This is a genomic window from Duganella sp. GW821-FHT01E12, assembly GCF_059422325.1.
In genome coordinates, this window is sequence record NZ_JBWKWR010000007.1 from 1 (window position 1) to 14,313 (window position 14,313).

The window sequence follows — 14,313 nt, forward strand, 5'->3', positions numbered from 1 at the left end:
GGTTGGGCCGGCTGCGCGGTCTGGGCGGCTGCTGCGGCGGCGAGCGCGGCCGGGGACGGTCTCGGCGGCACGGCGTTCGGATCGGGGATGCCGTAGATGCCGGGCATGCTGGGCGTGGGCGGCGCCATCTCCGGCGCGGCCACCGGCATCGCGGCCGGCATGGCGGCCGGCGCCGGCGGCGGGTAGGCCTGCGCGGCCGGCTGCGCGGCCGGGGCGCCGTTCAGGGCGGGCGCGGCGGCCGGGCCGGCCTCGCGCTGGCGGTCCATCGCGTTGCGTTCGTCCGGCGTGGCAAACAGTCGGCCCAGCGACACCTGCTGGGCCGTGGCCGGCCAGGCCAGCGCGGCCAGCAGGGCCAGCGGCGCGGCGCGGCGGAGGAAGGTGGGCAGGGTCATCACGAACCTTTCTTGCGCGCGGCGGCGTTGAGCGCGGCGGCCGGCGCCAGCGTCAGCCAGTTGAGCTTGCAGTCGGCGCCGACCGTGGGCGTGTTCGGCAGGTTCTGCACGGCGCCCACGCGCTTGAGCGTGCATTCCTGCACCGCATAATAGCCGCGCTGGCGCAGGTCGTCGAGGAAGTTGAACAGGTCGCCCTCGTGCAGCAGCTCCATGCGCAGGTTCATGCGGCTGCCGCGCAGCGCGTAGTCGCCCAGCGGCAGCGGCGCGTCCAGCTTGACGGCCTGCTGCGGCTCGATCTCGTAGCTCAGCGGCGGCAGCTTGCGGCGCTCCTGGATCTGGCGGATCTGCTCGACCCAGTCGAGGCGGTTCTCGTCGCCGATCAGGCCCCGGCTGCGCAGCAGCGCGAACTGCGGCTGGTAGGCGCGGATCTCGCGCTTTTCCGTCTCCACCTGGGCGAAGCGCTGGCGCGCCGCGTCGCGCGTCTGCTGCGCCTGGGCGCGCTCTTCCTCGGCGTGGTTGACGTACCAGCCGCTGGCGAACACGGTGGCCACGCCGATGCTCAGGGCGCCGGCGGCCATCACCACGGCCAGCCGGATCAGCGCGAACTCGCGCAGCCAGTACGGCAGCGGCCGGGCGGCGCGCGCCGGCTTCTTGCTGAAGGGGGCGGGGGAGGCGTTCATGGCTGCCACACGAGGTTGAGGATGAATCGGGCCTTGCTCTCGACGCCGCCGGTGGCGCCGGCCCCGGCCTTGCCGCTGAGCTTGACGTTGGAGCGGGTGTCGACCGGCTGCTGCACGATCTCCACCGTCATGCGCGGCTGGCGCGCCAGTTCCTGGGTGAAGGCGTTCATGCTGTTGACCACTTCGCGGTAATTATCCGGCGGCACCATGATTTCCGCCTCCAGCCGCAGCGCCTGCGGCACCCTGGCCGGCAAGCCCAGCATCAGCGACGAGATCGGCTCCATCACCGTGCCCGAGGTGCTGGCCATGAAGCCGGTGGCGACCGGCTCGGCCGGCGTGGCCGGCGGCGTGATCTTCCAGTCCAGCTGCACCAGGCGGATCTGCGGCACCTTGTCAAGCGCCGTGCTCAGCTGCGACATCAGCGGCAGCGGCTGCGGGCCCTGGCGCACCAGCAACTGGGCCACGGTGACGGCGGCCTTCATGTTGGCGGTCTTGTCGATGGCCGGCGTCATGGTCGACAGCGCGGCGCTGTAGCGCGCGTCGTACTGCTTGGCCTCGGCGTACATGGCGCTGGTGGCCGAGCTGGCCTCGACATAGCGCCACACGTTGACGCCCAGCCAGACCAGCGTGCCGGCCGCCAGCACCGCGCTGGCGCCGAACAGGGCCAGCCGCGCGCGCCACAGCTGGAAGTAGCGGCGCGCCTCGCCCAGCGAGTACTGGCTGGCCGGGCGCTCCTGCCCGAGCAGGGTGAGCAGCAGGGTGTCGGCCAGTTCGGGCGCCTGCGCCAGGCCGGCGCGGCGCGCCGCGTTGTCCATCGTGTAGAAATGGTAGGCCGTTTCCGTGCCGTCCTGGCATTGCGGCTCCAGCCGGTCCAGCGTGTCCTCGGGCGCCACGATCACCGTGTGCAGCACCTCGCCGCGCCCGATCAGGCGGGTGCTGGTGAGGAACTGCTGGGTCTTGGCGGTCTCGCGGGCGACGTCGACCGGGGCGCCGTCGCGGTCCACGGCCAAGGTCAGGCGCGAGAATTTCAGCTGGCCGTCCAGGAAATAGCTCTGGCGCAGGCCGGCCGATTGCTGCGTGACCAGCAGCAGGCGCTGGTCCGCCAGGCCCAGCTTGCGCACCAGCGCCGAGCTCATCAGCGTGGTCGAATACAGGCCGGCCAGCGGCGCGCGCAGCAGTTCCAGCGCCTCCACCCAGGGCTGCACCAGCGCCGGATTGGTCAGCGCGCTGAGCAGGGCGATGTCGTCCTGGCGCCCGGCCGGCTCGCGGCCCTGCACCCGCACGTAGCGGTAGGGCGTCTCGCGGTATTGCTGCAGCAGGCGGCGCGCCAGCAGGCGGCGGCCCGAGCGGCCGGTCACGTGCGGCAGCGTGATGCGCTGGAAGTCCTCCTCGATCAGGTCGACCATCAGGTAGACCGGGCCGTAGGGCTGGGCGTCCAGGTGGTCCATGAAGGCGTCGACGCCGGCGCGGTCGTTGGGGAAGCGCACCGGTTCGCCGAGCACGCCCTGGTGCCACGGGTAGGCCCACACGAATTCGCTGCTGAGGTAAAGTAAATGTCTGTGCAACACGGCGGCCTCAGGGTCGGATCTTGGAGATGGTGTCGTAAATCGGCCCCAGCACGGACAGCATGATCCAGCCCAGCAGCAGGCCCAGCACCACGGTCATGGCCGGCTCTATCATCGCCTGCACCTTCTCGATCATTTCCTTCACTTCGCGGTTGTAGAAGTAGCTGACGTTGCGCAGCGCGCCGTCCAGCGCGCCGGTGGCCTCGCCCACCTTGAGCATGCGGATCACCAGCGGCGGGAAGATGCCGGTGTTCTGGAACGCCGCCGTCACGCTCTGGCCTTCTGAAATAAGCTGGGCCGCGCGGCGCAGCCCGGCCGCCACCATGCGGTTGCCGACGATGCCCTCGGACAGCCGGATGCATTCGAGGATGGTGATGCCGGCGCCGTACATCAGCGCGAAGAAGGTGGCGAAGCGGGCCAGGATGATCTTGTGCTGCACCGGGCCTATCATCCAGATGCGCAGCTTGAAGGCGTCGAAGCGGTAGCGCGCCTGCTCGCTGCGCGCCAGCCAGGCGCGCCCGCCGAAATACAGCGCCACCGGCAGCGCCAGCAGCACGTACCAGTAGTTGATGAAGATGTCGGACACGAAGATCAGCGCCTTGGTGTGGAAGGGCAGCTCGTTGCCCATGTTCTTGATGAAGGCGGTCAGCTGCGGCACCAGGTAGATCATCAGGAAGGCCACCACGCCCAGGATCACCACGCCGACGAACAGCGGCTTCATGACGATCTTGCGCGACTGCGAGGCCAGCTCGTCCTGCCACTTCAGGCTGTCCGACAGGTTCAGGAACACCTCGGCGATCTTGCCGGTGCGCTCGCCGGCCGTGATCAGGCTGGTGAAGGTCTTGTCGAACACGTCCGGGTAGGCGTCCAGCGCGGCCGACAGCTGCAGGCCGCCCTCGATGTTCTCGATCAGGTCGGTGATGATCTCGCGGAAGCGCGGATGGTCCATGCTGTCGCGCAGGTCGTTCAGGCCGTCCAGGATGGGCACGCCGGCGCCGGTCAGCTGCTCCATCTGGAAGCAGAAGTTGATCAAGTCCTTGCGCGTGATGTCGCGCCGGCCGATGGAGGCCAGCTTCTGGCGCGACACCTGGCAGTCGATCAGGTCCAGCTCCATGCGGTGCAGGCGCAGCTCCAGGTCCGGCTCGTTGAGGGCGTCCATATTCCCCAGCGTCAGCTGGCCGCTGGCGTCCATGGCGCGGTAGAGGTATTGGGGCATCAGCTCAGCCTGTCCGTCAGGTCGACCACGCGCGACACTTCCTCCAGCGTGGTCACGCCCTCGCGCACGCGGCGCAGGCCGTCGTCCACCAGCGAGCGCACGCCGGCCGCGGCGGTGGCGTTTTTCAGTTCGCGCGAGGAGGCGCGCCGCGCCACCATCTCGTCGAGCTGGGGCGTCATCTTCAGCAGCTCCATGATCGCCAGCCGGCCCTTGTAGCCCTGGTGGCCGCAACGCTCGCAGCCGACCGCGCGGTACAGCGTGAACGGCGCGGCGTCCTCGTCCTGGGGCAGGCCGAGCAGGCGGCGTTCCAGCTCCTCGGCCGGATAGGCCTCGCGGCAGTGCGGGCACAGCCGGCGCACCAGGCGCTGGGCGATGATGCCGATGATGTTGCCGGCCATGATGTCGGCCACCACGCCGATGTCGAGCAGGCGCGAGATCGAGCCGATCGCCGAGTTGGTGTGCAGCGTCGAATACACCTGGTGGCCGGTCATGGCGGCCGCGAAGGCCATCTCGGCGGTCTCGCGGTCGCGGATCTCGCCGACCAGGATGATGTCCGGGTCCTGCCGCATCATCGAGCGGATGCCGTCGGCAAAGCCCATCTTGGCGGCCTCGTTGACGGCGGTCTGGCGTATCATGTTCATCGGGTACTCGACCGGGTCCTCCAGCGTCATGATGTTGACGCTCTCGGTGTTGATGTGGTTGAGGATGGAATACAAGGTGGTGGTCTTGCCGGAGCCGGTCGGGCCGGTCACCAGGATCACGCCGTCGGGACGGGCGATCATCAGCTTGAGCAGGTTGAGCTCGTTTTCCTCCAGGCCCAGGCCGTCCAGCGGCACGATGCCCTTCTGGCGGTCCAGCACGCGCAGCACGAAGTTCTCGCCGTGGGTGGTGGCCTGCGCCGAGGCGCGGAAGTCGATCTGGCGGCCGGAGAATTTGATCGAGATGCGGCCGTCCTGCGGCGCGCGGGTCTCGGCGATGTTCATGCCGCTCATCACCTTCAGGCGCACCGCCATCGCCGGCCAGTACGATTTGTGCAGGCTGCGGATCTGGCGCAGGATGCCGTCGATGCGGTAGCGGATGCGCAGGAACGATTGCTCCGGCTCGAAGTGCAGGTCGGAGGCGCTGTTCTGCACGGCGTCGGCCAGGATGGCGTCGATCAGGCGCACCACCGGCTGGCTGTACTCGTCCGAGGTGCTGCCCAGGCTGGCGTAGTTGACCTCGCCCGTTTCGATCTCGTGCAGGATGCCGTCGATGGACAGCTCGAAGCCGTAGTACTGGTCGATGGCGCGCTGGATGTCGGAATCGTTCACCAGCAGCGGGCTGATGGTGATGCCCTTGACCAGCATGGCGCTGATCTGGTCCAGCGCGACGATGTTGCTGGTGTCGGACATGGCCAGGATCAGGTTGTCCGTGGCGCGCTCGTAGACGATGGGGAACACGTTGTAGCGCTTGGCCACGTCCTTGGGGATGAGCTTGAGCGCGATCGCGTCCACCACCAGGCTGGTCAGGTCGGCGCTCTGCTGGTTGAGGTTTTCCGACAGCGCCATGCGCACCGTGGCCTCGGTCACGAAGCCCAGCGTGATCAACAGTTTTCCCAGCGGCTCGCTGCTGCGTTTTTGCTCGATCAGCGCGATGCGCAGCTGGTCTTCGCTGATCACGCCTTTCTGGATCAGCAGCTTGCCGAGCGGGAGTTTGACTTGTTCTGCCATGGATCTCTTACGGTTGACGCGCGGGCGCGCTCAGTTCATGCATGCGGGTGCGCAGCGCGTTGCGGTCGAACGCGGCGGCGTGGTCCTGCGCCAGCGCCAGCGCGCGCTGGTAGTACTTCAGGGCCAGCTTGCCCTGGTTCAGGCGGTCCAGGCCGATGGCCAGGTTGTAGGCGTAGTCGGCGTTGTCCGGCGTGGCGGTGTAGGCGCGGAAGTAGGCTTGCTGCGCCTCCGACCAGCGGCCCTGCTGCGATTGCAGGTTGCCGAGCGCGAACAGCACCGGGCCGGCGTCCGGATTGGTGCCGAGGATGGCGCGCAGCCGCGCCTCGCTCTGGGCGGTGTCGCCCTGGCGCACGCCGACCAGGCCGGCCACGGCGGTGGCGTCGTTCGGATCGAGTTCGAGCAGGCGCAGGTAGTAGCCGGCCGCCTGTTCGCCCTGGCCCTTGCGCGCGGCCACGGTGGCCAGGCCGAGCAGGGCGTCGCGGCTGGTCGGGTTGTCGCGCAGCGCGGCCTCGTATTGCTGCTGGGCCTGCGCCAGGTCGCCGCTGTTGAGGGCCTGGTAGCCGTTCTCCAGCGCTGGCGCCACCACTTGCTGCTGGCTGGCGCGGGCCACGCGGATGTCGGTGTTCTCCGGCGCGGCGATCGGCGGCAGCTGGTCGGGACGCGGCGCGCTCAGCTGCGCCAGCTGCGCCTGCATCATTTGCTGCGAGGCGGCCAGCGCCTGTTCGGTGGCGCTCAGGCGGCGTTCCAGTTCCTCGGTGCCGGCGCGGGCCGGGGCGGGCGGCGCGATGGGCGCGGCGTCGGTCAGCAGCGGGTCGGCGGCGCCGGGCGCCACCGCCACCTTGACCGGCGTGGCGCCGGTGGCGCCCAGCGGCGGCATCGGCACCGGCGGCAGGCGCGAGCCGGCGCCCGGCGCGACGACCGCCTGCCAGTAGTAATAGCCCATGCCGGCCACTACCAGCACCAGCAAGGCGATCCAGCCGATCAGGCGCAGGCGCTCGCGGTCCAGGCCGGCCGATTCGGACGGCGCGGTGGCGGCCGCCGCGGCGCGCGCGCGGGCGGCGCCGCGCAGCGTGTCGGGTTTGGCGGACGGCTCGGCGCGCTGGCCGCCGCCCGCTGCGGAGGCGGGCTTGGCGGCCGACGCGGCGGATGGGGTGGCGGCCGGGGCGGCTGCCGGCGCGGCGCTGGCGGCCGGCGGCGGAACGTAGGCTGGCGCGGGCGCGGCTGCGGCTTGCGCGGGGGCGGGCGGCGCCGAGGGATCGGGCTTCAGGTCCAGCGTCAGGCCGGCGCTCTGGTGGTCGCTGCGCGGCGGCAGCGGATCGGGCGACGGTTGCGGCGTCAGGCTGGCCTGCGGCGCGGCCGTGATCGGCTCCAGGCTGAGGCCGGACATCGGCTCCAGGTCCTGGCTCAGGCCGGGCTTGGCCGGCGGGGCCGGTTCCGGCGTCAACGCCAGGATGTCGTCGAACGCCTGCGACGGCTTGTCGGTGGCGTCGTCGTCGGCCGAACTTTGCTTGGCGCGCTCGGCCTTTTTAAGCGCTTGCATCAGAAGACTCATGATCCGTTCGCCTTGGCTGGGGCTGGGGCCGGCGTGGCCTCGCCATAGGGAGTGCTGTCGGGTTTTTCGCCCGGCAGCAGATAACGATAGTCCTTGTAATCGCCGTTGACGCTGGCGTCCTTGACCACCACCGGCCGCATGAAGATCACCAGCTCGGTCTTGGTGGTGTTCTCGTTGCGGTGGGCGAACAGGTTGCCGATCAGCGGCACGCTGCTCAGGCCGGGGATGCCGTCCTTGGCGTTGTCGATCGAGTCCTGCATCAGCCCGCCCATGACGGCGATCTGGCCGCTGGACACTTTCATCAGCGACTCCAGCTCGCGCGCCTGGATCACCGGCACCTTGCTGACCACGTTGGCCTTGGCCAGGTCCGGGTTGGGATCGTTGACGTAGCCGACGATGCGGGTGATGGTCGGCCGCACGTTGAGCGTGACCTCGTCGGACTCGGAAATCTGCGGCGTCACGCTCATCACGAAGCCCACCGGCACCGTCTCCAGGTGCGATTCATAGGTGGCTTGCGAAATCGGCGTGCCGGTCGAGCCCAGCACCGCCGGCGTGACCTTGATCGAGAAGAAGACGTTGTTGTCGACCACCTTGAGCAGCGCGGTCTGGTTGTTGAGCACGCTGATCTTGGGGCTGGACAGCACCTTGACCTTGCCGAACGATTCCAGCAGCTCGATGGTGGCGGCGATATTGCCCAGGCGGCTGGTCGGGTTGGTGTAGTTCAGCACGAACACGCCGGGATTGGTGGCGGTGGGCAGCGTGGCCGAGCCGAGCGCGCCCTGGTTCAGCTTGAGGCCGCCCCGCGCCAGCGATTGCCAGTTGATGCCCTGCTGGTACTGGTCGCCCAGGCGCACTTCGATGATGGTCGCCTCGATCAGCACCTGGCGCTTGGCCGCGCCCAGCACGATGTCGAGGAATTCGCGGATTTTTTCATGCTGGCGGCCGGTCGCGCGCACGGCGATCAGGCCGCCCTCGGCGTTGACGATGACCGAGGTGCCGCGCTGCGCGCTGCCGCTGCCTTTTGCACCGCCGAAGCCGGCGGCGTCGAACGGCGTCTGCGGCTGCGCGTTCTGCGCCGTCGCGCCCGGCGTGCCGCCGTTCACCGAGGCCAGCGGATCGACCGGGTTGTCGCCCAGGTTGGAGGCGCGCAGCATGTCGCGGATGTTCTTCTCCAGGCTGTACCAGAAGTTGTTGTCGGAACGGTTGTTGACCACGGTGGTCGAGTTGTTGCTGCCGTTGCCGTTGGCGCCGTTGTTGGCCGGCGCCGACTGCTGCGGTTGCGGCTGCTGCGGCTGGCCGGCGGCCGGCGCGCTGACCACGGGATTGGAGGCGCTGCCGCCGCCACCGCCGGTGGTCGAGATCTGGGTGGCGATGTTGACGCTGCTGTTGGTGCTGCGCGCGATGTTGACGTAGTCGACCTTGTAGTTGCGCCATTCCGGCGTGTCCGGCAGCACCGTCAGCGTGCCGCCGTTGATTTCATAACGCATGTCGACCTGGCGCTGGATGCGGTTGAGCAGTTGCGGCAGCGTCTGGTCCAGCGCGTTCAGCGTGACCGTGCCCTCGATGCCCGGATGGACGTCCACGTTCAGGCCGGCGTCGCGCGCCAGCGCGAACAGCAGCGACTGCACCGGCACCTTGTGCACGGTGACGCTGTAGGTTTCCACTTTCGGCGCGGCGGCCGGCGGCGGCAGCGCGGCGCTCTGCTGCACCGGTTCCGGGATGGAGCCGGTGGGACGCGGCGCTTCCATGATGTGGGTCGGCGAATTGGGCAGGGGATGGGTCGCGCAGGCGCTCAGCAACACGCTGCACACCATAGGGACGATGGGGGAGGCGAGTTTTTTCATTGTTTGTTTCCGGCCCAGGGGGAATGCACGATGTTGTGCATTTGCAATATAGACACCATGATCTTACAAATTCGGTGCCACCGCAAGGATCGCCCCGTAAATAGCCCAAATAAGCAGGACCGCGCAGGCCCCGACAGCAACAGCGCGCAAAGGGAAAATCTGGCGCCAGCCGCGCCGGCGGAAGGCCGATTCGCGGATCGCCTGGCGCGCGTGGCGGGCGCTGACGGTGGTGGCGTCGGCCGCGAAGGCGGCCAGCAGGGCCTTGTCGGCCAGGATGTTGATGCGGCGGACGATGCCCTCGGAACGCTCGGCGATCAGCCGGGCTGCGGCCGGGCTGAAGATGGCCGGGCCGTCGTGGCCGGCCGCGCGCAGGCGGAATTCGAGGAACTCGCCGATCAGCGACGGCGCCAGCGCCGGCACCGTGAAGCTGTGCGTGATGCGCTCCTTCAGCTGGCGCATGCTGGCCAGGTCGAGGTGCTCGTCGAGCTCGGGCTGGCCGAACAGCACGATCTGCAGCAGCTTGCTGCGCGCCGTCTCCAGGTTGGTCAGCAGGCGGATCGCCTCCAGCGTGTCGAGCGGCATGGCCTGGGCCTCCTCGACCAGCAGCACCACCTGGCGGCCCTGGCCGTGGCGGGCGATCAGGTCGGCCTGCAGGCGGCGCTGGACCTCGTCCACGCGCAGGCCGTGGCCGGCTATGCCCAGTTCGGCGGCGATGGCGTACTGCACCTCCGTCGGGCCGAGGTTGGGGTTGACCAGGTAGATCACGTCCACGTGCGGCGGCAGCTGGCTCTCCAGCATGCGGCACAACATGGTCTTGCCGGCGCCCACCTCGCCGGTCACCTTGACGATGCCTTCGCCGTGGCAGACCGCATACAGCAAGGCTTGCAGGATTTCGCCGCGGGTATTGCCGGCGTAGAAAAAGGCCGGATTGGGCGTGATGCCGAACGGCGTCTCGCGCAGGCCGAAGTGCGACTGGTACATGCTCACGCGATGCAAGCCAGGAAGGCTTGCTCCAGATTGGCCGCGCCGTAGCGGCTGCGGCACTCGGCCGGCGAGCCGGCGAAACGCACGCTGCCCTCGTGCAGGATGGCCATGCGGTCGCACAGCTCGTCGACGTCGGCCAGCATGTGCGAGGTCAAGAACACGGTGCTGCCGGCCTGGTGCAGCTGGCGCAACTGCTGTTTGAGCAGCGCGCGCGCTTTCGGGTCGAGGCCGCTCATCGGCTCGTCCAGGACATACAGCGGCTTGCGCGCCAGCAGGCAGGCGGCCAGCCCCAGCTTCTGCGTCATGCCTTTCGAATAGCCGCGCACCGTGCGCTGGAGCGCGGCCGGGTCCAGGTCCAGCGACGCCAGCATGGCGCCGACCGCGTCCGGGTCGTAGGCCAGGCCTTGCAGCGTCAGCAGATAGCGGATGAAATCGGCGCCGGTCAGGTAGTAGGGCGGGGTGAAGCGTTCCGGCAGGTAGCCCAGCGGCGCGCGGCTGGCCGGCCGGCTGTGCGGCTGGCCGTAGATGTCGATGCTGCCGCCGTCGAGGGCGCAGAAGTCCAGCAGGCACTTGATCAGGCTGGTCTTGCCGGCGCCGTTGACGCCGACCAGGCCGAAGCACTCGCCCGCCTGCAGCTCCAGGTCCACGCCCTGCAACACGCTGGACTGGCCGTAGCGTTTGACGACTTGCTGGAAGCGCAGGGCAGGTGCGGTCATGGAAGGTGGCGGCTCTGTGGGGCTGGAAAACGAACGACACTGTAGCGCATTCGTGCGAAGAAAGCGACACCCAGTCGCGCCCGCCGCATGTGCGGGTGTTGCGGGGCCGGATTCTGCACTAGAATGGCCGCAAGTTGACTGACGGCAGAGACCGGGGAGCGGGTATGGCAAGGCCAGAGAAAGTGCGGCTAGGGGAAATACTGGTGCAGCAGAAGCTGCTGACGGAGGAGCAACTGGGCCTGGCGCTGGCCGAACAAAAGCGCAGCGGGCGCAAGCTGGGCCGCGTGTTCATCGAAAATGGCTATGTTACCGAGGAACAGATCGCCGGCGCGCTGGCGCGGCAGTTGAACATTCCTTATCTGAACCTGAAGTTTTTCAACGTCAATCCCGAGATCGTGCGGCTGCTGCCGGAGACCCAGGCCCGCCGCTTCCGCGCATTGGTGCTGGAGGACCGGCGCGGTTCGCTGCTGGTGGGCATGTCCGATCCGACCGACCTGTTTGCCTACGACGAGATCGCGCGCATCGTCAAGCAGCCGATCGAACTGGCCGTGGTCAACGAGACCGAGGTGCTGGGCACCATCGACCGCATCTACCGACGCACCGAGGACATCTCCGACCTGGCGCGCGAGCTGGAGCAGGACCTGGGCGACGTCTCGGTCGACTTCGGCGCGCTGGCGGCCGCCAACGCCAATCTGGAAGAGGCGCCCATCGTCAAGCTGCTGCAGTCGGTGTTCGACGACGCCAGCCAGGTGCGCGCCTCGGACATCCACATCGAGCCGCAGGAAGGCCGGCTGCAGATCCGCTTCCGCATCGACGGCGTGCTGCACCTGCAGACCGAGGCCGACATCAAGATCGCGCCGTCGCTGGCGCTGCGCCTGAAGCTGATGTCCGACCTCGACATCTCGGAAAAGCGCCTGCCGCAGGACGGCCGCTTCGCCGTGCGCGTGAAGAACCAGCGCATCGACGTGCGGATCTCGACCATGCCGACCCAGTACGGCGAATCGGTGGTGATGCGCCTGCTCAGCCAGAGCAACACCCAGCTGCGCCTGGACGCGATCGGCATGCCGAAGGCGATGCTGGAGAAGTTCCGCGCCATTGTCCAGCGCCCCAACGGCCTGGTGCTGGTGACCGGGCCGACCGGCAGCGGCAAGACCACCACGCTGTATTGCGCGCTGGCCGAGCTCAATTCGGTGGAGAAAAAGCTGATCACGGTGGAGGACCCGGTCGAATACCGGCTGCCCGGCATCAACCAGGTGCAGGTCAACGACAAGATCGAGCTGAGCTTCGCGCGCGTGCTGCGTTCGGCGCTGCGGCAAGACCCGGACATCGTGCTGGTGGGCGAGATGCGCGACCAGGAAACGGCGCAGATCGGTTTGCGCGCCGCCATGACCGGCCACTTGGTACTATCGACGCTGCACACCAACGACGCGGCAAGCACGCCGCTGCGCCTGATGGACATGGGCGTGCCGCGCTACATGGTCGGCAGTTCGCTGCAGGCCGTGCTGGCGCAGCGTCTGGTGCGGGTGATCTGCGAAAGCTGCACCGCGCCGTACGAGCTGACGCCGACCGAACACGAGTGGCTGCGCATGGAGTTGCACGACAAGGTGGACATGGCGCGCTACTTCCACGGCAAGGGGTGTTCGCATTGTAATGGCATGGGTTATCGCGGCCGTACCGGCGTGTACGAGTTGCTGGAGATGACGCGCGACGTGGTCGATGCCGCCAACGATCCCGATCCGTCCCACTTCCTGCGCACGGCGGCCAGCCAGATGGCTGGCGAGACGCTGCGCCGCCACGCGGTGGCGTTGGTGATCCAGGGACGCACCACGGTGGCCGAGGCGATGCGCATCAGTAACCAGATCGAGGATTGACGTGCCGTTCTATGCCTACAAGGCGCGCAGCGCGCGCGGAGAGCTGATGCAGGGCGTGCTGGAGGCGGCCGACAGCGGCGCCGTGGCCGACCATCTGAGCAGCGCCGGCGCCATCCCGGTCGAGATCGCGCTGACCCGCAAGGCTGCCAGCGGCAGCGCCGGCGGCGAGGCCTGGTGGAGCACGCTGTTCGAGAAGAAGGTGACGTCGATGGATGTGCAATTGTTCAGCCGCCAGATGTACACGCTGCTCAAGTCCGGCGTGCCCATCATGCGCGGGCTGGCGGGGCTGCAGGAATCGGCGATCAGCAAATCGTTCGGCAAGGTGATCAAGGACTTGCGCGAGTCGCTCGACGCCGGCCGCGAGCTGTCGGCCGCGATGCGGCGCCATCCCGCCGTCTTCAACGATTTTTATCTGTCCATGGTGCGCGTGGGCGAGATGACCGGGCGGCTGGAGGAGGTGTTCCTGCGCCTGTTCGACCACCTGGAGTTCGACCGCGAGATGCGCGCCCGCGTCAAGAGCGCGGTGCGCTATCCGATCTTCGTCATCGTCGCCATGATCATCGCGATGGTGATCGTCAACGTGTTCGTGATCCCGCAGTTCGTCAAGGTGTTCGAGAGCTTCCATGCGCAGCTGCCGCTGATGACGCGCCTGCTGATCGGCACCTCGCACTTCACCGTGACGTACTGGCCGCAGCTCTTGGTGGTGGCGGCCGGGGCGGTGTTCGGCTTCCGCTACTGGGCCGGCACCAGCGCCGGCCGGCTGCAGTGGGACCGCTACAAGCTCAAGTTTCCCATCGCCGGCAAGATTGTCCACAAGGCCACGATGGCGCGCTTTGCCCGCAGCTACTCGCTGGCCAGCCGCAGCGGCGTGCCCATCGTGCAGGCGCTGACGGTGGTGTCGCAGACGGTCGACAACGCCTACCTGTGCGCGCGCGTCGAGCAGATGCGCGACGGCGTGGAGCGCGGCGACAGCATCCTGCGCACCTCGGTGGCGGCCAATGTGTTCACGCCGGTGGTGCTGCAGATGATCGCCGTGGGCGAGGAGTCCGGCTCGCTGGACGAGCTTATGGACGAGATCGCCCAGATGTACGAGCGCGAGGTGGACTATGAGCTGAAGACCCTGGCCGCGCAAATCGAACCCATCCTGATCACCTTCCTCGGCGTGCTGGTGCTGGTGCTGGCGCTGGGCATCTTTGTGCCGATATGGGATCTGGGCAAAGTGGCGTTGCCGCACTGATGGGGCGCGTGCGCTTGGGCGGTGTTGTGCGCCCACAACGATGGGGGGAGCGGGGCTTCACGCTGTTTGAGTTCGCCGTGGTGGCTTGCATCTTCGGCGTGCTGATGATGGTGGCGCTGGAACGGGTGGCGTATTACCGCCGCGCCGGCGACGAGGCTGGGGTGCAGGCGTTGCTGATCAATATGCGCAGCGCTTTGTCGGGCAAGGTGATGGCCTTGCAGGTGCAGGGCAGGGAGAAGGAGATCGAGGCCTTGGCCGGCGCCAATCCGGTGGCCTGGCTGGAGCGGGCACCGGGCAACTACGCCGGCGAGTTGACGCCGGACGCGGCGAAAAAGGTTAAAGCCGGCAATTGGTATTTTGATTTAGCTCAACAAAAACTGATATTCGTGAAGGGCGGGCAAGGAAATTTGTTAAATGGTGCCTCAGGGAACATTTGTTTCAAGGTAGAATTACTGCGCTTGCCCTCAAAAAACGCCAACGCAGAGCGCCAGCCGGGAAAAAGTCCTGGTGTCGCGCTAATCGAAGTCCCCGAATAATTGCCGCTGCC

General features: G+C 68.0%; 11 protein-coding genes and 1 pseudogene. 3 read left to right on the forward strand and 9 right to left on the reverse strand.

Going from position 1 to position 14,313, the window contains the following annotated elements; translation table 11 throughout:
- The 9 genes and pseudogenes from AC07WS_RS19415 to AC07WS_RS19455 form a co-directional block, all read right to left on the reverse strand.
- Positions 1 to 395 (reverse strand): annotated as a pseudogene (locus AC07WS_RS19415) (hypothetical protein); the annotation flags it as partial.
- Positions 392 to 1,072 (reverse strand): hypothetical protein, encoded by a 681-nt coding sequence (locus tag AC07WS_RS19420; protein WP_494730668.1) that lies wholly within the window; start codon positions 1,070 to 1,072, stop codon positions 392 to 394. The gene AC07WS_RS19420 and the pseudogene AC07WS_RS19415, both read right to left, overlap by 4 nt.
- On the reverse strand, positions 1,069 to 2,640 hold the full coding sequence (locus AC07WS_RS19425) for a hypothetical protein (protein WP_494730669.1): 1,572 nt from the start codon (positions 2,638 to 2,640) through the stop codon (positions 1,069 to 1,071). Before AC07WS_RS19425 ends, AC07WS_RS19420 begins: the two co-directional genes overlap by 4 nt.
- A 7-nt stretch (positions 2,641 to 2,647) precedes the next feature.
- Positions 2,648 to 3,853, reverse strand: coding sequence for a type II secretion system F family protein (locus tag AC07WS_RS19430; protein ID WP_494730670.1), 1,206 nt, complete (start codon positions 3,851 to 3,853; stop codon positions 2,648 to 2,650).
- Positions 3,853 to 5,562, reverse strand: coding sequence for a GspE/PulE family protein (locus tag AC07WS_RS19435; RefSeq protein WP_494730671.1), 1,710 nt, complete (start codon positions 5,560 to 5,562; stop codon positions 3,853 to 3,855). Before AC07WS_RS19435 ends, AC07WS_RS19430 begins: the two co-directional genes overlap by 1 nt.
- A 7-nt stretch (positions 5,563 to 5,569) precedes the next feature.
- Positions 5,570 to 7,102: a tetratricopeptide repeat protein gene (locus AC07WS_RS19440; RefSeq protein ID WP_494730672.1), complete on the reverse strand. Its 1,533-nt coding sequence runs from the start codon at positions 7,100 to 7,102 to the stop codon at positions 5,570 to 5,572.
- An 8-nt stretch (positions 7,103 to 7,110) separates the two neighbouring features.
- Positions 7,111 to 8,958 carry a pilus (MSHA type) biogenesis protein MshL gene (gene mshL / locus AC07WS_RS19445; protein ID WP_494730673.1) on the reverse strand — a complete coding sequence of 616 codons (1,848 nt, stop codon included), beginning with the start codon at positions 8,956 to 8,958 and terminating at the stop codon, positions 7,111 to 7,113.
- 63 nt (positions 8,959 to 9,021) lie between these two features.
- Entirely contained in the window at positions 9,022 to 9,945 is a 924-nt protein-coding gene (locus AC07WS_RS19450; RefSeq protein ID WP_494730955.1) for an ExeA family protein, read from the reverse strand.
- Positions 9,942 to 10,658 carry an ABC transporter ATP-binding protein gene (locus AC07WS_RS19455; RefSeq protein ID WP_494730674.1) on the reverse strand — a complete coding sequence of 239 codons (717 nt, stop codon included), beginning with the start codon at positions 10,656 to 10,658 and terminating at the stop codon, positions 9,942 to 9,944. The genes AC07WS_RS19450 and AC07WS_RS19455 overlap by 4 nt, the downstream gene beginning before the upstream one ends.
- A 164-nt stretch (positions 10,659 to 10,822) precedes the next feature.
- On the opposite strand from AC07WS_RS19455, the gene AC07WS_RS19460 reads away from it, so the two are divergent.
- The 3 genes from AC07WS_RS19460 to AC07WS_RS19470 are packed head-to-tail and all read left to right on the forward strand — an operon-like array spanning position 10,823 to position 14,302.
- Positions 10,823 to 12,529, forward strand: a complete 1,707-nt coding sequence (locus tag AC07WS_RS19460) for a GspE/PulE family protein (protein ID WP_494730675.1) — start codon at positions 10,823 to 10,825, stop codon at positions 12,527 to 12,529.
- Position 12,530: 1 nt separating this feature from the next.
- The gene (locus AC07WS_RS19465; RefSeq protein ID WP_494730676.1) at positions 12,531 to 13,766 is read left to right on the forward strand and encodes a type II secretion system F family protein; all 1,236 of its coding nucleotides are present in this window, start codon (positions 12,531 to 12,533) and stop codon (positions 13,764 to 13,766) included.
- Positions 13,766 to 14,302 carry a type II secretion system protein gene (locus AC07WS_RS19470; RefSeq protein WP_494730677.1) on the forward strand — a complete coding sequence of 179 codons (537 nt, stop codon included), beginning with the start codon at positions 13,766 to 13,768 and terminating at the stop codon, positions 14,300 to 14,302. The genes AC07WS_RS19465 and AC07WS_RS19470 overlap by 1 nt, the downstream gene beginning before the upstream one ends.
- Positions 14,303 to 14,313 lie beyond the last annotated feature (11 nt).